Origin of the sequence: Ureibacillus manganicus DSM 26584 (assembly GCF_000772945.1) — a bacterium.
GTDB classification, from domain to species: domain Bacteria; phylum Bacillota; class Bacilli; order Bacillales_A; family Planococcaceae; genus Ureibacillus; species Ureibacillus manganicus.
Map to the genome: position 1 here is coordinate 25,913 of NZ_JPVN01000003.1, position 20,397 is coordinate 46,309.

Sequence of the window (20,397 nt, forward strand, 5' to 3'; positions counted from 1 at the left end):
GTTCCTCATTTGAAAAAGGCAAATCTATCGAAAGGTAGAGACGCAAAGTCACAGATCTAAGGGAAACTAGGATGGCTGGTCTACCAAATGAAGAATCAAGAATTTGCTCAAAATATAGAGAGTAAGTTTTGAGATTCTTCCAAATTATAAAATGGAGGGATTTTTTATGAATAGTAAATTCAACAAAAATGTACGCAACGTTCTAGCAACAGGTTTCTTAATGGCAACATTTACATTCGGTACTGGACAAGCTTTTGCAAACGAGGATCCAACAAAAACCGATGCTGATGCTATAGAAGAAAATGTAATTGAAACTACTGAAACTACTGAAGCTGAAACAACTGAAACAGAGGCTACTGTCGAAAATCAAACAAATGAGGGCGAAGAAACTACTACACAAGAACAAACTGAGGAAGAAACAACTGATACTGAAAATGTAGAAGAAAGTACAACTCAAGAGCCCATTTCTATAATTGATTTCTTTAAAAAAGTACTGAATAATATTCAAGTTGCTATAGAAAACAATGATGCAATCGAGGCCATTGTATTAGCAAAAGATGCACAAGCTAAAATAGATGATGCAGAGGCTCTACTTAAAGCTGGCAATGAAGAAGAAGCTAGCAAATTACTCGAAGAGGCAATTGCACAACAAGAATTAGCGCTACAAAAATATGAAGATGCAACTTCAAATTTAGAAGATGATGCGAATGAAGAAGTTACTACCGAAGAAGAAGTTGAAGAAGAAACGACAAATGAATCGGAAGTAACTGGTGAAGTTGAAGAAAAAGTAACAGCTGAGTCAGTTCGTGCTGTACTAGAAGCAAAATTCTCATCTAACCTAAATGCACTTCAAGCTGCCCTAGATAAAGTTGGAAACCCTAAGGCAAAAGCTGCTTTAGCTAAAAACGTTGAAAAAGCAAAAGCACGTCTTGAAAAGAAAGTGAATAAAGAACTAGCAAAACTTGAGGCAAAAGGTTTATTCACTACTGAAGAAAAAGAAGAAGTTAAGAACGAACAAGATGTAACAACTGAGGAAACTGCTAAAGATAAAGAATCTGAGCCATTGGTGATAGTAACAGATGCTCCTAAAGCTGAACAAGAGGTAACTAGTGAAACGAAAACAGATAAAGTCGAAACAACAAAAGTAGTAGAAAAAGAAAAGGCAAAAGCTATTACAGAAACTAAAACACAACAAGAGGATCATTCTAAAAAAGAAGAAAAACAACTTGAAAAGGCTGAAAGAGAAGCTGCAAAGCAACAAGAAAAGGCTGAAAGAGAAGCAGTAAAGCAGCAAGAAAAGGCTGAACGTGAAGCTGTAAAACAACAAGAAAAAGCAGAGAAGTCAAAAGAAAAAGGCAATAATGGAAACGGCAATAACGGAAACGGAAACAATAAAGAATAATTATTTTAGAAAGTTAAGGGCTATGGCAAACATAGCTCTTTTTATTTTTGTAATACTGCCTTTCACTTACTAAAAATTGCATAGTTTTAAAAAGGTGAAATGTCGAAGGCTTCTAAAATACGAGCGAAATTCAAAGTAAATGGCAGTTATAATAAAAAAATTATGAAAACAATAAATTTCCATGAAACTTATTCGAATGTTGGAACGACAAATGGAATGCTTTGATAATTTAACCACAATTTAGGGGGATATTATGAAAAACGTAAAAAGATTATTAATCTTAACTACTATAACTGGATCACTATTAGTTGGCGGAATAGGTGCTTCTGCTGCAGCAACTTTTAAAGATGTGAAAGATGGATTTTGGGCTGATGATGAAATAAATTATTTAGTTGATGAAAAAATTACCGCTGGTTATCCAAATGGTAAATTTATGGTCAATAAACTGATTACAAAATCAGAAGTCGCAGTGATGTTAGCAAATGCATTAAATTTAAAACCGAGTAAAAATTCAAAAATTGAGTTTTCTGATGTGACGAAAAAACACGCTGCTTATAATGCTTTTGTTGCCGTTGTTGAAGCGGGTATTTTCCCAAAAGAAGCAAAGTTTAAACCAAACGATACGTTTACAAAAGCTGAAATGGCAGAAGTATTAGTTAATGCGTTTAAACTAAGTGGCGTTGGTACAGTGGAGCTAAAAGATGTATCAAAAAAATCCGAAAGCTATGAAGAAATTTCAGCATTAATAGAAAATGACATTGCTGCAATCGGGAAAAATAACAAATTTAGCCCAAATAAAAAAGTTTCAAGAGTAGAATTTGCAGTTTTCCTTGCAAGAGCATTGAATCCTGATTTCTTACCTACTCAGTACAACATTGCACAAAATATGAATCCAGTTATTAAATTATTTGATTTACTACTGAAAAATCCAAAAGAAATTCCTTCTTTATTTACATTAAAAAATGACTTTGGCTTTACTGATGTAAGCAATCAGATTATAAAACTTGAAGTAAGTGAGTTGAAAGAAGTAGCAAGATTAAATGGAACGACTGAATTTGTTGTCCGTTTAAATGTTGACTTAAAAGGAGACAAAGCTGGGTTATTGCAAGATGGCGAAAATGTTTTATACTTCTTAGTGCAAAAAAATGATTATATGGATTTTAGTATTGTTTCTGTAAGTAAAACACCACATATAAAAGGTGATGACTCAATTTTATTTACGAATGCTTCAGCACTTAAATTAATAAGTGACTCAAGGAAATCCTATTGGTATGTTGTCAGTGGTGGAGAGAGTAATGGCGAAATTCAAACATTTACTAAAGGTGGATTAGAATATCGATATATGTCAGAATCCCTAAATACAGAAAGTAAATTAAAAGCTTATTTAGGTCAAACGCATACACCTGAACAAGTTGAGAAATTGTTTAAGGATTTAGGCTTTATTACACACAACGGTAAATTAGCACAACCAAATGCAGATGGTGGAAGTATTTTAAACTTTGAAAAAGCTACTGTAAAACTAATTTCGAGTTCAACAACTGTGAAAAAATATGAATTAAAGGTGCCACTAGGAGATACAAAAGAAGTTCAAACAATGGTCAGTGAATTACGTTTTGTTGAAGGTAAAGGTTGGCGTGTTCATAGCTTAGTGGATGCAAGTCAATACGATATATCCAATGACACAGCACTTGTTTTATTTGGAGAATCCAATAAAGCATACTGGACAGCAGTAGCAGGTGGCGAAGGTGATGGTGAGATCCAAACATTTATGAAAGGTAATATGGAATATCGTTATATGTTGGAATCACTTAATACTGAAGAAAGATTAAGAACGTATTTGAGCCAATATTACACTCCAGAAAGAGTCAATCAATTGTATAAAGATTTAGGCTTCATTACACATAAGGGAAAATTAGCTCAACCTAATGCAGATGGTGGAAGTATCTTGAATTTTGCAAAAGCAAAGATTGCGTTAGTTTCAGATTCAGGTAAAGTGAAGAAATTTACATTAACAATCCCTCTAGGTGATACTGGTTCTGTTGAAACTATGCAAGGTGAACTGCATTTTGTAGAAAATGAAGGTTGGCGTGTGCATAGTTTAAAATAAGTGAATAATTTAAAGCCCCTTACAAGAATAGTATAGTTTCTTGAAGGGGCATTTTTATTATTACTATGTCCTGTTCGTCAATATTACTCCACCAATGACCGCTAGACCTCCAACTATTTGGGCGAGATATAACTGTTCTTCTAGAAATACTGTTGCAAAAAGCGTTGCAAACACTGGAATTAAATTTAAGAAAATTCCTGCGCGGTTTGCACCGATAGCCACAACTCCTTTGTTCCAGCATAAAAATGCAACAATTGAAGCAAATATTCCGACATAGAGTATGGCACCAATAGTTTTCACTGACCAGATAATGGGTGTATTTAAAGTAGCTAATTCAAATGCTGTGAAAGGTGCTATTATAAGGATACCAACTCCAATAGAAACTAGAAATGTTGAAAACCCTGGTAGTCTATCAGAGTACTGTTTTACAAGTAACGAATAAATACTCCAGCAGATTACTGCAACAATAACGATTAAATCCCCGATATTAAATGAAAAATTTATCAGATTCTCAAGTGACCCTTTCGTAAGAATGAATAGTACCCCTATTAATGAAATGGCTGTTCCAATAATTTGATTGCGGCTCACGTTTACTTTTAAAAATATAAAAGATAATATGTATAAAAAAATTGGAGTTAATGAATTCATCAATGAAGCGTTAATTGAGGTTGTATAGTAAACTCCTATATAAACTAATGCATTAAAACTAGCAACACCAGTAAGAGCAAATAAAATAACAATTTTCCAATGCTCTTTTATCTTTGGCCAATCTCGTTTTACATATTTAAAGGCAATTGGCAAAAAGATTAAAAATGCGAGACACCATCTTAAAAGCGATAATGTAAGTGGGGGAATTTCTCCAGTAACAGCTCGCCCAATAACAAAATTTCCTCCCCAAAGAAGTGTTGCAACAATTAATAATAAATGTGGTGGAAACCTCAATGAAAGAACCTCCTTTTTGCGAATATTATTTCAATTATAAATATTAAATTTAAAACTTCAATTCAATCTTCACTATTAAGAGGATTATGGGTTGAATGTAGAAATAAAAGAGAGTATCCCACAAGTGGAATACTCCCGTACATAACGACTGTCTGAGACAGAAAAACTATTAGTATTTTTTACTTTTGCTTTGGTTGGTTATTAGTCATCGGTAAAAATGTTACAGGTAATCGGTCATCGGTTTACCAATTCAGAAAATTAGGTATGCACGACAGGCATTTAGACAGTACGTTATGCCTCGGATTGGAGTCTCACCGCACCGAGAAATTGATTTTAGAAGTAATTTGAGTCATCGAATTCAATTTGAACCTGATAGTTTTTTGCATTGATAAGGTTCGATAATCGATGTGCTTCCTTTTCCAGTTCATTCGCTCTGATTCGATATTCTTCAGGATCGTATAGTGTTACTTGATAGAAAATAACATTATCCCCAGTACTATGATAAAGTCTTTCCTTTTCAGTTCTGCTCATATCTTTACAGAGGGAGCTTTCCGCCCGGAGTTGACTTGCAAGTTCGATTGCTTCCACAATTGGTAAATCTTCACCTTTAAAAATAATTGTATTATCGATGTTCGCACGATAGATTAATCTGTCCAATGTTCGTGAATCTTTTCTCACTCGGGCAAGCTCAGCTTCAACTTCTGATAGTACGCGACCATATGATTTTGGCGTTTGACCTTTCTCTACAATTGCTTTACTAACGGATTGAATTTCATTTGTTAGTTCAGAGATTTTTTTCGTTAATACACTTTTTAATTTTACACCTTCTGCAAGTGGTATTTTCTTCATCTTCATTCGCCCCCTTGTATGAAAATAGTAGGATCATTTACTGTTAGTAAGAATGGATTATAGTCACCACCGCTTACTTGGCAAAACATTTTCCCCGCAGCTTGAAGTAGTGCGTGACACTCATCATCAGCTAATGATGGTCTTAAATAGAATAGTTGAATTGCATTTGTCGTATCTTCTGTTACAGCAGTACGTTTAGAATCTACAAATGGACTACCAAACGCGCTTGTTTCGTCCTTCGAACATAGGATATTCTTTAAAGAGTTATAACGTCCATTTAATCCTTCATAACCTGTGTCATCATCACCAACAGTAATAATGACATCTCCTTCAATAGTAGAAAGATCGTAAATACCAATTGGATTCTCATATTGTAATGAAAAGAAATTATTTAAATCAACAGCGAGGTGAAACGGTTCTAAATAATTTTCTTTAGCAATTCTACGCATTAGACTTTCAGCAGAGTGACGGTATCTGTTTGGATCAGCTCCAAATGACTTCCAAACTTTTCTCCATTCAGCTATTCCAGGTCGTTCGGTGACAGGAGTTTCTTGTAGTTCTAAAAATAGGTTTTCTTGATATAATCTTGTGCGTCCTTTTATCATTTGAGGAGATTCTGATACAACAATTTTGGTATAATGGATAATGCCGATTTTAAATTGGGTGTTTACATCAAAAACTGATTGATCGATTGAAATTTTCAAATTGAGTCACCTACTCACATTTTTTATATATAGTAAAGTTTACCAAAGAAAGGAGCGGAATGCGAAGGTGAGCATCGAACAACTACAACTAGATTTAATTGATTATGCAAAATCGATTGGCGTCGATAAAATCGGGTTTACTTCCGCATCGCCGTTCAATGAATTAAAGAACCGTCTAAAGCGGCAACAAGAACTTGGCTACCAATCTGGATTTGAAGAATCAGACATAGACAAGCGTACAGAGCCTATTAAATTACTAGATGGAGCTGAAAGTATCATCGCGATTGCACTTGCATATCCATCCAAAATGGAAGATGCCCCTACTGGTAAAAAGGGAGCAAGACGTGGAATCTTTGCACGGGCTTCCTGGGGGATTGACTATCATGTTGCCCTTCGTGAACGATTGAAGTTATTGGAAGAATGGTTAGTAGAGCGCGTTCCAGGAGTTAAGTTTAAATCGATGGTTGATACAGGAGAACTTGTTGACCGAGCAGTTGCGGAGCGTGCGGGAATCGGTTGGAGTGGTAAGAATTGTTCTATAATTACTCCTGAATTTGGCTCGTATGTTTATTTGGGTGAAATGATTACTAACATTCCTTTTGCCCAAGACTCTCCAATAGAAAATGAATGTGGTGATTGCCGACTATGTTTAGACGTTTGTCCGACAGGTGCGCTAGTTGAGGCTGGACAATTAAATGCTAAGAGTTGTGTAGCATTTTTAACTCAAACAAAAGACTTTTTACCAGATGAATTCCGTGGGAAAATCGGCAATCGTGTGTATGGTTGTGATACTTGTCAAACGGTATGTCCGAAAAATAAAGGGAAGATCAACTGGATACATGATGAGTTTAAACCTGATCCAGAAATTGCAAAGCCTTTATTGCAACCGTTACTGCATATGTCAAATAAAGAATTTAAATCGAAATTTGGACACGTTTCAGGGAGTTGGCGAGGGAAAAAGCCAATTCAGCGTAACGCAATAATAGCTTTGGCACATTTTAAAGAGGAAGCTGCGGTACCTGATTTAATTAATATAATGAAAAAAGATGAGCGTCCTGTCATGAGAGGTACAGCTGCATGGGCTATCGGGAAAATTGGTGGGCCTTTAGCTGAAGATGCTCTTGTTGGTGCGAAAGACGTGGAGAAAGATGAGGAAGTTCTTAAAGAGATTGAGAAAGGGCTCATGTTAGTTATGGAACGATAAACGTTATATTTCTCTTTAAGAGTACTAGATAAGATTGTTTATTAAGGGAGCTTTTAATTTTGGGGACGAAATAAAACCGAAGTTACGTGCTGTTTTCCCGAAGTATTTCGCATTAATTCCGAAGTATTTCGTGATAATCCCGAAGTTTCAGTTTTCAGTGAAGTAATCCCGAAGTTACGTGCTATTTTCCCGAAGTAATTCGCATTAATTCCGAAATATTTTGTGTTAATCCCGAAGTTTCAGTTTTCAGTGAAGTAATCCCGAAGTTACGAGCTGTTTTCCCGAAGTAATTCGCATTAATTTCGAAGTATCGTGATAATCCCGAACTTTTCAGTTTTCAGTGAAGTAATTAAGAATTCTCTCATTTATTCAGTAACATATCGCCTTTATTCTATAAAGAAACAAGTTTAACTATTAAGGAAGTGTCGATTTTGCCATTGCATATTGTTTTATATCAACCAGAAATTCCAGCAAACACAGGTAATATAGCAAGAACTTGTGCTGGAACAAATACATCATTACATTTAATCCGCCCACTTGGATTTTCAACAGATGATAAAATGCTAAAACGTGCTGGGCTCGATTATTGGGAACATGTCAATGTGGTTTACCATGATTCATTAGAAGATTTTCTTGAATACTCAAAAGATGGCGATCTCTATTTAATCGAAACATATAGTGATGATCCATATACAACCCACGATTTCAGTGATCAAAACCAGGATATATACTTTATGTTCGGAAAAGAAACAACTGGGTTACCAAAGGACTTTGCGTACGAACGTCGGGATAAATGCTTAAGGATACCACAAAGTGAACATGTACGATCATTAAATTTATCGAATACGGCAGCAATCGTAATTTATGAAGCTTTACGACAACAAAATTATCCGGGGTTAAAATAATTAATAATAATAGGGTGAGTCTGAAAGAGTAATTCAGGCGCATCCTTTTTATATGTTGTTAAGGGGATTCTCTTAGACAAAAATAAGAGGGAAATTAAAAAACTGTTCTCGATAGGCGTTCTCGCGGACAAAAAAGTGAAGAAACCGAGAAACCTGTCCTCGACAGGCGATCTCGAGGACAAAAAAGTGAAGAAACCGAGAAAGCTGTCCTCGACAAACTGTATCGAGGACAAAAAAGTGAAGAAACCGAGAAACCTGTCCTCGACAGGCGTTCTCAAGGACAAAAAAATGAAGAAAATGAAAAACCTGTCCTCGATAAGTCGTTTCGAGAGCAAAAAGGGAGTGCTCAGGTCCAATATGTAAAAAAGGTGACGTCAAAAAATTGACGCCACCTTTACTATTTAAATTATTCCCCGTCAAAAGTAAACACAATTCGAATACCTGATGGATCTACAGTAGAGAATGCCTGACTGCCACCGAACTTCGGAGCACCAGCAAATTCTTCAACTACTGCACCAATTCCACGTAGGTTATTTTTAATTTTCTCTGCTTGCGCATCATTGTCTAACACAAGTGTGTAAGATTTTAATCCAACGCTATTTTCTGGAGCAGGGCGACCATTTGCACTATTCCATGTATTCATACCAATATGGTGGTGATATTTACCTGTTGAAAGGAAAAGCGCTTGGTTACCATAGCGTGTAACTACGTCAAATCCTAATGCCTCTGTATAGAATTTTTCGGAAGCAGCTAAATTAGAAACAGATAAATGGATGTGTCCCATAACTGTCCCTTGTGGTAGGCCATTCCAACCTCCATCAGCCTCAGCAAGAACTGAAGGGATGTTCACTTGTTCTGTTGTCATGTAAACTAAGTCGTTTTCCCAAATCCAAGTTTCTTCAGGGCGGTCAGTATATACTTCAATACCATTTCCATCTGGGTCGTTTAAATAAAGTGCTTCACTCACATGGTGATCTCCAGCACCAATACGAACATTAGCTTCTACAATATTTTGGATAAAATTCCCTAAATCTTTACGAGTAGGTAATAGAATAGCGAAATGATAAAGGCCTGTTTGCCCACCTTGTAAACCTTGTGCATTATCTACTTGTTCTAAAGACAAAATACTAGTAGCTCCATCAAATGTTAATACAGCCGTATTACCTGATTGTTCTAAAACATCAAATCCAATAACTTTCTTATAAAATTCAACAGATCTTTCTAAGTTCGAAACTTTAACTTGAACGTGTGAAACGTACATATTTGGTTTTTTATGAAAGTGTGTAGTCATGGCTTTTTAGCCCCCTTGTAAAAATATTAAATCCATTCACTTACTTTATGTAACTAAGTATATTTTAGTTACTTCAAGAAGTCAAGGATATAAATTTAATATTGATTTTGTAGGTTTTTATAGTGGTTTTCTTAAATCTATTCCGTAAAAAATAAAAGAACAACCATATAAAATATGGTTGCCCTTTTATTTGTAGATATGCGCCAAAACGATTATGTATGGCATTTGGACTTTAAAGATTAGTCTTCTTTATTGTAGTTACCTTCATGACCTGCAGTTAAGATTGCAGTTAAAATAGAAAGACAAATCATAATCATTAAAAAAGTATTCATGGAAGAATCCTCCTCATGTAAATAGACTATCACTATTAGTATAGACTAAATAAAATTTCTTTACTACACAAAATTTATGACGGATTTGGTTCGATTCATGGAAGTTGGGAATATTACTTTTGAGAGGAGTGATCAGATGGAAAACGAAAAAATGGAACCTAGTGGGCACATGACAAACAATATGGCAGATGTCATTTGGCTCGGAAAACAAATGGAAAGAATGCGTGAAGGTTCACAACTAGCTGAAGATATGCGATTTCCAGATCCAATTCAATTTGATGCAGTAGATAATGATAATGATGAAAAGTATAACAAAAATAACTAACCTAAAATTGGCCTCACTCGATTTTCATTTACGAGTAAGGCCAATCTATTTAAGCGTTTACTTGATAACCTTTAAGTTCCTCACGTAATTTTGCTTTTAAGAATTTACCAACTGATGTTTTCGGAATCTCATTTAAAAACACAATATCATCTGGTAACCACCACTTAGCAAACTGACCTTCAAGGGAAGCTAATAATTCTTCCTTTGTTACATTTTTGCCCTCTTTTAAAACAACACATGCAAGTGGTCGCTCTAACCATTTTTCATGTGGAATTGCGATAACTGCAGCTTCAAGAACTGCTTCGTGTGTCATTAGTGCATTTTCTAAATCAACAGAAGAAATCCATTCGCCACCACTTTTAATTAAATCTTTCGTACGATCTGTAATTTTAATGTAGCCTTCAGGTGTTACGACAGCTATATCGCCAGTATATAACCAACCATCACGGAACGCTTCAGTAGTACGCTCATCTTTGTAATACTCATGAGCAATCCAAGGACCGCGAATACGAAGCTCACCCATTGTTTTGCCGTCCCAAGGAACTTCGCCTTCATCATTCACCACTTCTGTATCAAGTAGGGAAACAGTTAGACCCTGTGTTGCGCGGATATTTAATTTATCTTCACGGGACCAATCTTCCATCGCAGAAGTATAGGTTGATAAGCTTACAATTGGAGTTGTTTCCGTCATTCCATAGCCGACGATAAATGGCACACCAAACTTATCTTCGAAGGTTTGAATTAATCCTTTTGGTGATGCAGAACCGCCACATACAAGAGCTCTTAACGATGATAAGTCACGAGGATTTTTTTCTTGTTCCACAGCAACACCCATCCAGATGGTTGGAACTCCTGCAGTTAACGTAACTTTCTCTTGTTCTATTAAATCTAGTAGTAACGGAGGATTAAACATCGGTCCAGGTAAAACTTGCGTTAATCCAAAATTGACCGCTGCAAATGGCATTCCCCAAGCATTTACGTGGAACATTGGGACAATTGGCATGATGACGTCAGTTTCACGTAGACCCAGACTATCTGCTAAACCAAGTGCCATACTATGAAGAACTAATCCTCTATGTGTATATACAACTCCCTTAGGCATACCTGTTGTTGCACTTGTATAGCACATTCCTGCTGGAGAATTTTCATCTAGATCAAGAGGGAACTCAAACTCATCTGAAGCTTCTTCCAATAATTTTTCATAGGAATACACATTTGGGAAACTAGATTCTGGAACTTCTTTATTATCTTGCATAACGATAATGTGTTTTACCGTTTTCAAAAATGGAATCGCTTTCTCAAATAAAGGGAATAAATCTCCATCAATTAATAAAATCTCATCTTCCGCATGATTAATGACATAAATAATATGCTCTGGACTTAAGCGAATATTAACCATATGCAATATCGCTCCAGCACATGGTACAGCAAAATATGCTTCAAGATGACGGTGGTGATTCCAAGCAAATGATGCAACTTTCGTCCCGCGTTTCATACCTAACTTTGTTAATGCATCTGCAAGTTTTCTTGTACGTTTTACATAATCTTTGTAAGGAATTCTGTGAATTGTTTCAGGGCTTGTACGTGAAATAATCATTTTTTCTGGGAAGTATCTCTCTGCACGCTTCAAAAAACTGGTTAACAATAACGGCGTATCCATCATAACGAACCATCCCCCTAAAATAAGATGAATTGTCAGTATCATGACAATTTAACTACTTACTTGTATATATTGAAGAAGTAGTTTAAATAGAACAAAATTGATAAGGAAAATAAAAAAATGAGGGATGTTTAATATTTTAAAAATAATACAATCACTGACAAATAAAATAAATCTGATTCTAAGAAGATAGTTTATTGAAATCGCAGAAATTGGGGATACGACATATGTAGAATTATGTGCAAATAGTTTAAACTTGCACATATATTTAGATATGTCGTATGTTGAAAAGTTACAAAATCAATTTCTTCAATATTTATTGCTAGGTTAATTTAATAGTTTTAAAACAGTGATAAATAGCAAAAAATTTTGATAAGTAGATTTAAATCGTATAATGAATTTAGTTTAGAAAAGGAGTGATTGCATGAACAAAATCCCAATGAAGACATTAGAAAATGGCGTGAAAATGCCTTACTTAGGTTTAGGAGTCTATAAAATGACTGACCATGAAGAAGCAATACACGCTATGACAAAGGCACTAGAAGTTGGTTATCGTGCAATAGATACTGCTGCGCTATATGGAAATGAAGAAGAAGTTGGTGAAGTCATTCGTGCATCGAGTATTCCTCGAGAAGAAATTTATATAACAACAAAAGTATGGAATTCAGATCAAGGCTATGACAACACATTAAGAGCGTTTGAAATTTCTCTTAAAAAACTAGGACTAGAGTATATTGATTTATATTTAACTCACTGGCCAGTGAAAGAAAAATTTGTGGAGACCTATCGTGCAATTGAAAGGCTATATGAAGAAAAGCTAATTCGAGTGCCAGGTGTCTCGAATCATCATCAGCATCACTTAGAAAAAATCTTTGTGAAAGCTAATGTAAAACCAATGGTGAACCAAATAGAGCTACATCCGTATCTGAGTCAAAAGCCTTTACTAAATTTCTGTCAAGATCAAACTATAGCAGTAACAGCATGGGGACCACTTGGTAGAGGGAAGATAATAGAAGATACAACAATTGAACAATTATCTGCGAAATATAATAAAACCGCTGCACAAATTATTTTACGTTGGCATTATCAAAATGATGTCATTACCATTCCAAAATCAGTGACACCAAGTCGTATCGAAGAAAATATGAACGTATTTGACTTTGAATTGACTCAGGAAGATATGCTAGCGATGGAAGGACTAAACAAAGATTTCAGAACTGGTCAGGATCCCGATCATTTTCAATTTGATTTCTAAATTTCCAAAGTGGTTAGTGGACTCAGTGCCTTAGTGAATTCGAAATTGATGTAAAAGGTAACAGAGAAGCGCTCTCAGTGCCCAAACGATTATGAACTTAATGAGAAAGGTAACAGAGAAGCGCTCTCAATGCCCCAACGAGCATGAAAATAATGAGAAAGGTAACAGAGAGGCGCTCTCAATGCCCCAACGAGCATGAAAATAATGAGAAAGGTAATAGAGATACTCTCTCAGTGCCCAAACGATTATAAACTTAATGAGAAAGGTAACAGAGAGACGCTCTTAGTGCCCCAAGGCAATAAGAAATATAGCGAAAGGTCACATAGAAAGGCTCTATGTGCCCCAAGGCAATAAAAAATATAGCAAAAGGTAACATAGAGAGGTCCTATGTGCCCCAAGGCAATAAAAAATAAAGCAAAAGGTAACATAGAGAGGCTCTATGTGCCCCAAGGCAATAAGAAATAAAGCGAAATGTAACATAGAGAGGTCCTATGTGACCAAAGGCAATAAAAAATAAAGCAAAAGGTAACATAGAAAGGCTCTATGTGCCCCAAGGCAATAAGAAATATAGCGAAAGGTCACATAGAAAGGCTCTATGTGCCCCAAGGCAATAAGAAATAAAGCAAAAGGTAACATAGAGAGGCTGTATTTGCCCTAAGACAATTAAAAATAAAGTAACGGGAACATTGGAGCTTTTATGTACCTACATTCCATTTTTAATAAAACTACTCAACTCTACAGTAAAACAAAGAGCATATTTAGTGAATTGCTCTTTGATCTTTCACAGTAAACACCTTATTTAAAAACGGATGTTCAAACTCCAATTGAATAGCATGCAGTTCATAATCGTCCTTAGCTGTTTTTCGTGCATTATACATCGTATCACCAACGATTGGGTGTCCTAAATGGGCCATGTGTACACGAATTTGGTGTGTGCGGCCAGTTTCTAAAACTAAGTGAACAATCGATGTGTATTTTAGTCTTTTAACAACTTCATAATGGGTAATTGCATGTTGCCCAGTTTTAGAAACGACACGACGTGTTGCATGATGTCTATCTTTTCCTATGGGTTCATTAATTGTCCCATGGTCTTGACGAACTATGCCTTGTACTTCTGCTTCATAGGTACGAATAATCGATTTTTCCTCAATCATTCGATCAAAAATTGACTTCGCAATGGGATGCTTTGCCACAAGTAACAAACCTTTTGTTCCACGATCTAAACGATGAACATGCTCAGCATAATCTCCACCATTCGCTTTTATATGGGCCAACACATGATTCATACATGTATCACGATCCCAAATATCATTTGGGTGTGTCGCCATCCCTTTAGGTTTAGATACAATAATGCAATGTTCATCTTCATATTGGATAGGGACTTCACATTTAGCTGTTGGTACATAACTTGAACTTGGAACTTCGAAAACAAACTTTAATAAAGTGCCTTCTTTTAATTTATCGTTCCATAAAACTGGCGTATCATCCTCGTACATAACTGCCTTTGCCATTCTTAGTTCATGAACTAACTTTTTCCCGAGTCTCCACTTCGTTCGTAGTAATTCCTCAACTGTTAAACCATCTTGTACTACTTCATATTGAAACATAGTTATCCTCCTTAGATAGACACAGTTCGATCAATTAATGATCAAAGCCTAAGAGCGCCACTTCCTGTGGCAACGGCTTCGAGCCAAACAGCAGCCAAAAAGGCGACTTGTCGTTGAGAACGCTATTTATCCCCGAAAACGCCACGTCCTGTGGCATCGGTGACATGACCAACATCCTGTTGGCCTCTGTGGCGTTGACTGCATGACCGACATCCTGTCGGCCCTCGTGTTGGCCTGAACTGATGTCTTTCTTATGCGGATTTCCGCAAAGTATATTATTTATGATCCGCAAATAAAGAATCGTGTTCAGTATGAACACGATTCCCTTATTTTATATTTATTGTTTCGCTTGTGCTAAAAATGCTTTAACCCCATCAATCTGTTGTGAATAGTCACCTTCAATACGTTGAACTTCTTTCCCTTCATTGAAGAAAATTAAAGTTGGTGTACTTGTTATGCCATATTCAGCCCAACCTGCTTGGTATTCTAAAATGTTTAATTGGTCGATATGAACACCAACTTCTTTAGCAGCTGGCATTAAATTTGGCGTAAAGTTCATACAGTGAACACATTCAGGACTAAATAGGTATGCTACCACAGGTTCACCAGAAGCAATTTTTTCTTGTAGTTCTTCCGGTTGAATAATATTTTGGTAATTTTCATTATCTAATAAATCAATTGTAGATTGTCTTAAGTTATCTGTACCGTAAGGATTATTTTCTAATTTACTTGAATTAGAAATGTTCGTTAAAATAATGACTGCAGCAAATAATACTACAATTACCGCACCAATAATACCTAGTTTTTTCAAATTATTTTTCCCCTTTCAACACTTTAAGCATATAAAAACTTGTTATAGCGATTAAAATAAATGCAGTTAACGCTAAGAATGGAATAGTAATAAATCCTAACCAGTTAATATACTGACCTGTACATGGAACTTGTCCACATGATGGTGCATTTGCGCTTAAAAAATCAATTTTTTGAATGCCATAATGATATAAAGAAATAAAACCACCAACTACGGAAAATACCGCAGTAGTTAAAGCTATTCTTGCATTTTTTTGTATGTATGCAATGGTTGTCATAAGGACAATTGGATACATTAAGATACGTTGATACCAGCAAAGTTCACATGGAGTATAACCACGCACTTCTGAAAAATAAAGAGATCCTAACGTTGCTACTAATGAAACGATCCATATAAATAGCAAACTATTCTCAAGCTTTTTCTTCATTTAATATCTCCCTAGCGAAAATATGTATTCGTATTTTTGATTATAGATTGTGTTAATAGATAAGTAAATTGTTTTGATTTCGAGGTAATCTTAAACTTTTGTAAGGTTCAGAACGATATACCAATATAAAGTATCCCAATTTTTTCTCTTAATTACAATATTACAATATTACAATTAGCTAGATTTTGACTATATTCAGACAAAAGTATGAGTAATCAAGAAATGAAAGAAACATGGTAGAGTGATATGATGAAAGAAAGACACATCTAAACTAGAGGTGTAAACAACTTATGAATGAACAAACCAATATAACATTGCTTAAAGAAATAGCAGAATTACTGAATGAAGAAACTGAAATGATCCCTATGTTAAAGGGTGCATTAAGTAAATTTCTACATGGGACAAACTTTGAAACTGGGTGGATTTTCTTTATAAACGAAAAAGGAAAATCCCAATTAGTAGCACATGAACAATTGTCAGAAGCTCTTTCCTATAACGACTGCCAATATTTAAAAAAAGGTGGATGCTGGTGTGTTTCTAAATTTAGAAATAAGCAGTTGAAAAAAGCATCTAATATTATTGAATGTCAAAGGATTGAAAGTGCTATAGAAGATCAAGTTGGGGATCATGCTGGAATTACACATCATGCCACAGTACCACTTCAATCAGGTGGCGAACGCTTCGGAATTCTTAATGTAGCAAAGCCAAATACAGTTAGTTATTCAGATGATGAACTGGAACTTCTCGAATCAGTTGCGTTTCAACTAGGGTCAGCTATTAAACGAATCTATTTAACAAAACAGGAACAAGAAATGGCGTTAGTGAAAGAACGTAATCGACTTGCAAGAGACCTTCATGATTCTGTCAATCAATTATTGTTTTCTGTGACTTTAACTTCTAGAGCTGGCATTGAAATGACCGAACAACAGGAACTAAAAAGTACATTCAGGGATATCCAACAATTAACCCAGGCAGCGTTAACAGAGATGCGTGCTTTAATTTGGCAGTTGCGACCTAAAGGATTGGAAAGTGGATTAATAGACGCCATTAAATCTTATGCAGAAATGTTAAATTTGTCGTTGGTTGTCAATGTTTCTGGGGTACTGCAATTCCCTTCGAGAGTAGAAGAAACATTATTCCGTGTTGCTCAGGAAGCACTAAACAATGTAAGAAAACATGCTGGCGTTAGAGAAGTAGAAATGTTTATCACAATTACAGCAACAGATATTTTGTTTGTGGTGAAAGATGAAGGTAGAGGGTTTGTTAATGATCCAGATATGAAGCTACCATCTATTGGGATGCAATCCATTAGAGATCGTGTTCAGGCCCTTAGTGGAACAGCAGATTGGGTAAGTGAAATTGGTAAAGGTACGGAGCTTTTAATTCGAATACCTTACTAGGAGGGATTTGAAAATGATTCGTGTATTAATCGCAGATGATCATCACGTCGTACGAAGAGGGTTAATCGTTTTTCTAAAAACACAAAAAGATATTGAAGTGGTTGGGGAAGCGAAGAATGGGTTAGAAGCAATCGAATTAGTAGAGAATCTACAACCCGACATTGTGTTAATGGACCTAGTTATGCCGGAAATGGATGGAATACAGGCTACAAAAAAAATAAAATCCAAATGGACAAATGTTGAAGTACTTATGCTTACAAGCTTTTCAGATAAAGACCATGTTCTTCCTGCTATAGAAGCAGGTGCAGCAGGATACCAATTAAAAGATATTGAACCTGATGATTTAGTAAATTCAATCCGAAAAATTATGCGTGGAGAAAGTATTATCCATCCAGTTGCAACAACTACATTACAAGAAAAAATTCGGGAAGATGAAAACTTACCTCACATGCAAAATCCTTTAACACCTAGAGAACAAGATGTCCTTGCTGAGTTAACAAAAGGAAAAAGTAATCGTGAAATCGCATCAACCCTATTTGTAACTGAAAAAACAGTGAAAACACACATATCAAATATTTTCAATAAATTACATGTTCAAGATCGAACTCAAGCAGCTCTTTATGCAGTGAAACATAATTTAACTGAAAGTAGTGAAGGTGGCGTCTGAAAAATTTTTTTGAGACGCCACCTTTGCGACGAGGATGGTGACAACTCGTTGTGACCACCGCAGGAGCACAATACTTAAATGGATACTAATCAGCAATATAAAAGGCTATCATGAAACAAATTTCATGATAGCCTTTTATATTGCTGATTATTAAAAATGATAATCATCTTCTACTGGATGTGGAAATTCGTGAGGTTCAATATGCACAACAACTGTACAGTATGGTTTGAACCGTTTAACGGTTGACTCTATGTTCTCTGTAATTTGATGGCTTTCCCACACATTTAAATAAGGATTGACTGTAACAGTTACCTCAATAAACATCATGTTTCCGTGAGTACGTCCTTTAAAGTCGATTAAATCGATGACACCATCTACATTGTGAATAAGAACAGACAATGTTTCCGATTCTTCAGTATCAAATGCGTCTGTTAATGTTTGAACTGCTTCCCAGAAAATTTCAATTCCAGTCTTAATAATAATGATCCCTACGATTAATGCTGTAATCGTATCTAGCAAAGTGAAGCCGAGAATGGCTCCAAAGATACCAATAGCAGTACCGATACTAACAAGTGCATCTGAACGATTATCGTATGCTGCCGCTTTAACCGCAGAGCTGCCGATTTTTTTTGCAAGACTTAAATTATATCGGTAAACAAAATACATAACTATTGCACTTCCAATAGCCACATAAGCAGTTAATGGAGAAGGTGTTTCGCGAATTGGATTCCATAAATTTGTAATTGAATCAACTAATACTTGTAAGCCGACAACCATCATGATGAAGGATGCTATTAATGAAGCGATTGTTTCTGCACGTAGATGACCATATTGATGGTTATCATCAGGGGGGCGTTGAGAAATACGTAAACCAATTAACACTGCTATGGAGGCAATGATATCCGTTGTGTTGTTAAGACCATCTGCCTTTAATGCATCAGATGAACCAAAATAGCCGATAATCAATTTTGCCGCACTAAGTATGATATATGTACCGATGGAGAGCCAAGCTCCTTTTTCCCCTGCACGTAAGTTTGTATATAGTTCCAAAAAGTTTCCTCCTCGCAAAACATCCAGACATTATAAAACGACCTTCCGTAGTACGGAAAGTCGTTTATATAATTATTCTTCGATCTTTTGTTTTAATTCATCAAGTTCCTCAGATTCTCCGTCTGTAGGTTCTTCTAGTTGAATGATTTCGATATAAAGAATGTGATGACCATCTAATTCTTTAATCTTAAATTCATAGCCATCAAATTCAAAACTGTCACCTTCAACAGCATCGAATCGCTTTGTTAAGAACCAACCTCCAAGTGTATCGATATCTTCTTCTTGGATATTAGTACCTAACATGTCATTTACTTCAACTAACAACATTTTTGCATCTATAATATAATGACCTTCACTAATTTCTTGAACTTCTGGAATTTCATCTTGGTCAAATTCGTCTTGAATATCACCGACGATTTCTTCGATAATGTCTTCAATAGTTACTAAACCTGAAGTACCACCATATTCGTCCATTAGAATAGCCATGTGAATTCGTTCTTGTTGTATTTTTAATAATAAATCACTAATTGGAACTGTTTCAAACACTCGAATGACCGGCTGCATATAATCGACAACAGGTTTATCCCCATTTGTAGGATTTTTAATGTATGCAGTTAATAAGTGCTTCAAGTTTACAAGTCCAATTACATGGTCTTTGTCACCATCAGTAACTGGGTATCGTGTATACTGTTCCACACCCATTACTTCAAAGACTTCTTTTACAGTTAAGTCTTTATCGAAGCTGATTATTTCAGTACGAGGCACCATAATTTCTTTTGCTGTTCGGTCTGCAAATTCAAAAATACTGTTAACGTATTCAAATTCTGAATGGTTAATCTCACCGCTTTTTAAACTATCTGCCATAATCATACGAAGTTCTTCTTCAGTATGTGCGTTTTCACTTTCAGTAACAGGTTTTAAACCAAATAATCTTGAAAGCCCGCGTGCAGATAAATTTAAGAAGTGAATAAATGGATACATCACTTTATAGAATGCTACTAGCAACCCTGAAAAGTTTAATGTAACCCATTCAGCTCGTTGAATTGCTAACGTTTTTGGTGCTAATTCACCAGCAACAACATGGATAAATGTTACAATTGAGAATGCGATAATGAAAGAAATAACAGAAACTGCTGTAGTTTCTATGTTTATCCCCATCATTTCAAATAATGGGTGTAACATTTTAGCTATTGTAGGTTCCCCTAACCAACCTAAACCTAATGAAGTGATTGTAATCCCAAGTTGACAAGCTGATAAATACTCGTCTAGATTATCAACTACTTTTTTAGCTCGAATTGCTTTTTTATTTCCTTCTTCTACTAATTGATCAATGCGTGTTGATCGCACTTTAACAATTGCAAACTCTGTTGCAACGAAAAATCCTGAAAAGATAATAAGGATAGCAAATGTTGCTAGCCTAATGGTCAGCTCTACTATGTCTCCGTCCAAATACGTCCTT

At 35.6% G+C, this 20,397-nt stretch carries 19 protein-coding genes and 1 riboswitch; of the genes, 8 read left to right on the plus strand and 11 right to left on the minus strand.

The window, feature by feature from the left end:
* Positions 1 to 7: 7 nt before the first annotated feature.
* Positions 8 to 88, plus strand: a riboswitch (cyclic di-GMP riboswitch).
* A 78-nt stretch (positions 89 to 166) separates the two neighbouring features.
* Positions 167 to 1,402 carry a DUF5667 domain-containing protein gene (locus CD29_RS02855; RefSeq protein ID WP_036182647.1) on the plus strand — a complete coding sequence of 412 codons (1,236 nt, stop codon included), beginning with the start codon at positions 167 to 169 and terminating at the stop codon, positions 1,400 to 1,402.
* Between the two features lie 253 nt (positions 1,403 to 1,655).
* Positions 1,656 to 3,509 carry a DL-endopeptidase inhibitor IseA family protein gene (locus CD29_RS19540; protein ID WP_052123972.1) on the plus strand — a complete coding sequence of 618 codons (1,854 nt, stop codon included), beginning with the start codon at positions 1,656 to 1,658 and terminating at the stop codon, positions 3,507 to 3,509.
* Between the two features lie 63 nt (positions 3,510 to 3,572).
* On the opposite strand, the gene CD29_RS02865 is transcribed toward CD29_RS19540, so the two are convergent.
* From CD29_RS02865 to CD29_RS02875, 3 genes are all read right to left on the minus strand, one after another.
* Positions 3,573 to 4,451: a DMT family transporter gene (locus CD29_RS02865; RefSeq protein ID WP_036182649.1), complete on the minus strand. Its 879-nt coding sequence runs from the start codon at positions 4,449 to 4,451 to the stop codon at positions 3,573 to 3,575.
* Positions 4,452 to 4,784: 333 nt separating this feature from the next.
* Positions 4,785 to 5,300 carry a DIP1984 family protein gene (locus CD29_RS02870; protein WP_036182651.1) on the minus strand — a complete coding sequence of 172 codons (516 nt, stop codon included), beginning with the start codon at positions 5,298 to 5,300 and terminating at the stop codon, positions 4,785 to 4,787.
* A gap of 2 nt (positions 5,301 to 5,302) precedes the next feature.
* Complete coding sequence (locus CD29_RS02875) at positions 5,303 to 6,004, minus strand: B3/B4 domain-containing protein (RefSeq protein ID WP_036182652.1); 702 nt, start codon at positions 6,002 to 6,004, stop codon at positions 5,303 to 5,305.
* A 67-nt stretch (positions 6,005 to 6,071) separates the two neighbouring features.
* Between CD29_RS02875 and queG the strand changes: the two genes are divergently transcribed.
* Entirely contained in the window at positions 6,072 to 7,208 is a 1,137-nt protein-coding gene (queG, locus tag CD29_RS02880; protein ID WP_036182654.1) for a tRNA epoxyqueuosine(34) reductase QueG, read from the plus strand.
* Between the two features lie 422 nt (positions 7,209 to 7,630).
* Complete coding sequence (gene trmL, locus CD29_RS02885; protein ID WP_408056594.1) at positions 7,631 to 8,113, plus strand: tRNA (uridine(34)/cytosine(34)/5-carboxymethylaminomethyluridine(34)-2'-O)-methyltransferase TrmL; 483 nt, start codon at positions 7,631 to 7,633, stop codon at positions 8,111 to 8,113.
* A gap of 406 nt (positions 8,114 to 8,519) precedes the next feature.
* Here trmL and CD29_RS02890 read toward each other — a convergent pair whose 3' ends face one another.
* The gene (locus CD29_RS02890; RefSeq protein WP_036182658.1) at positions 8,520 to 9,404 is read right to left on the minus strand and encodes a VOC family protein; all 885 of its coding nucleotides are present in this window, start codon (positions 9,402 to 9,404) and stop codon (positions 8,520 to 8,522) included.
* Between the two features lie 468 nt (positions 9,405 to 9,872).
* On the opposite strand from CD29_RS02890, the gene CD29_RS02895 reads away from it, so the two are divergent.
* Positions 9,873 to 10,061: a hypothetical protein gene (locus tag CD29_RS02895; RefSeq protein WP_036182660.1), complete on the plus strand. Its 189-nt coding sequence runs from the start codon at positions 9,873 to 9,875 to the stop codon at positions 10,059 to 10,061.
* A gap of 49 nt (positions 10,062 to 10,110) precedes the next feature.
* On the opposite strand, the gene CD29_RS02900 is transcribed toward CD29_RS02895, so the two are convergent.
* A complete protein-coding gene (locus tag CD29_RS02900) occupies positions 10,111 to 11,724 on the minus strand; it encodes a long-chain fatty acid--CoA ligase (protein WP_036182662.1) in 1,614 nt (537 codons plus the stop codon).
* A gap of 421 nt (positions 11,725 to 12,145) precedes the next feature.
* Between CD29_RS02900 and CD29_RS02905 the strand changes: the two genes are divergently transcribed.
* Positions 12,146 to 12,976 carry an aldo/keto reductase gene (locus CD29_RS02905; RefSeq protein WP_036182664.1) on the plus strand — a complete coding sequence of 277 codons (831 nt, stop codon included), beginning with the start codon at positions 12,146 to 12,148 and terminating at the stop codon, positions 12,974 to 12,976.
* 758 nt (positions 12,977 to 13,734) lie between these two features.
* Here the strand turns inward: CD29_RS02905 and CD29_RS02910 are convergent.
* The 4 genes from CD29_RS02910 to CD29_RS02920 are packed head-to-tail and all read right to left on the minus strand — an operon-like array spanning position 13,735 to position 15,821.
* Positions 13,735 to 14,583, minus strand: coding sequence for an RluA family pseudouridine synthase (locus tag CD29_RS02910; protein WP_036182666.1), 849 nt, complete (start codon positions 14,581 to 14,583; stop codon positions 13,735 to 13,737).
* A 34-nt stretch (positions 14,584 to 14,617) separates the two neighbouring features.
* A complete protein-coding gene (locus CD29_RS20580) occupies positions 14,618 to 14,875 on the minus strand; it encodes a hypothetical protein (RefSeq protein WP_211277444.1) in 258 nt (85 codons plus the stop codon).
* A gap of 45 nt (positions 14,876 to 14,920) precedes the next feature.
* Complete coding sequence (locus CD29_RS02915; protein WP_036182668.1) at positions 14,921 to 15,394, minus strand: thioredoxin family protein; 474 nt, start codon at positions 15,392 to 15,394, stop codon at positions 14,921 to 14,923.
* Between the two features lies 1 nt (position 15,395).
* A complete protein-coding gene (locus CD29_RS02920; RefSeq protein ID WP_036182670.1) occupies positions 15,396 to 15,821 on the minus strand; it encodes a disulfide oxidoreductase in 426 nt (141 codons plus the stop codon).
* Positions 15,822 to 16,111: 290 nt separating this feature from the next.
* Here CD29_RS02920 and CD29_RS02925 point away from each other — a divergent pair, with 290 nt between their 5' ends.
* Both CD29_RS02925 and CD29_RS02930 read left to right on the plus strand, forming a co-directional pair.
* Complete coding sequence (locus CD29_RS02925; RefSeq protein WP_036182672.1) at positions 16,112 to 17,221, plus strand: GAF domain-containing sensor histidine kinase; 1,110 nt, start codon at positions 16,112 to 16,114, stop codon at positions 17,219 to 17,221.
* A gap of 13 nt (positions 17,222 to 17,234) precedes the next feature.
* Positions 17,235 to 17,888 (plus strand): response regulator, encoded by a 654-nt coding sequence (locus CD29_RS02930; protein WP_036182673.1) that lies wholly within the window; start codon positions 17,235 to 17,237, stop codon positions 17,886 to 17,888.
* Positions 17,889 to 18,038: 150 nt separating this feature from the next.
* Here the strand turns inward: CD29_RS02930 and CD29_RS02935 are convergent, their stop codons facing one another.
* Positions 18,039 to 18,938 (minus strand): cation diffusion facilitator family transporter, encoded by a 900-nt coding sequence (locus CD29_RS02935; protein WP_036182675.1) that lies wholly within the window; start codon positions 18,936 to 18,938, stop codon positions 18,039 to 18,041.
* A gap of 72 nt (positions 18,939 to 19,010) precedes the next feature.
* Positions 19,011 to 20,387 (minus strand): hemolysin family protein, encoded by a 1,377-nt coding sequence (locus CD29_RS02940; RefSeq protein ID WP_036182677.1) that lies wholly within the window; start codon positions 20,385 to 20,387, stop codon positions 19,011 to 19,013.
* Positions 20,388 to 20,397: the final 10 nt, after the last annotated feature.

Bases quoted from the DNA above. Each gene is read 5' to 3' on its own strand.
- CD29_RS02925 (WP_036182672.1), top strand. From the start codon at position 16,112: ATGAATGAACAAACCAATATAACATTGCTTAAAGAAATAGCAGAATTA.
- CD29_RS02920 (WP_036182670.1), bottom strand. From the start codon at position 15,821: ATGAAGAAAAAGCTTGAGAATAGTTTGCTATTTATATGGATCGTTTCA.
- CD29_RS02930 (WP_036182673.1), top strand. From the start codon at position 17,235: ATGATTCGTGTATTAATCGCAGATGATCATCACGTCGTACGAAGAGGG.
- CD29_RS02855 (WP_036182647.1), top strand. From the start codon at position 167: ATGAATAGTAAATTCAACAAAAATGTACGCAACGTTCTAGCAACAGGT.
- CD29_RS02870 (WP_036182651.1), bottom strand. From the start codon at position 5,300: ATGAAGAAAATACCACTTGCAGAAGGTGTAAAATTAAAAAGTGTATTA.
- CD29_RS02895 (WP_036182660.1), top strand. From the start codon at position 9,873: ATGGAAAACGAAAAAATGGAACCTAGTGGGCACATGACAAACAATATG.
- CD29_RS02900 (WP_036182662.1), bottom strand. From the start codon at position 11,724: ATGATGGATACGCCGTTATTGTTAACCAGTTTTTTGAAGCGTGCAGAG.
- CD29_RS02905 (WP_036182664.1), top strand. From the start codon at position 12,146: ATGAACAAAATCCCAATGAAGACATTAGAAAATGGCGTGAAAATGCCT.
- CD29_RS02890 (WP_036182658.1), bottom strand. From the start codon at position 9,404: ATGACTACACACTTTCATAAAAAACCAAATATGTACGTTTCACACGTT.
- CD29_RS02910 (WP_036182666.1), bottom strand. From the start codon at position 14,583: ATGTTTCAATATGAAGTAGTACAAGATGGTTTAACAGTTGAGGAATTA.
- CD29_RS19540 (WP_052123972.1), top strand. From the start codon at position 1,656: ATGAAAAACGTAAAAAGATTATTAATCTTAACTACTATAACTGGATCA.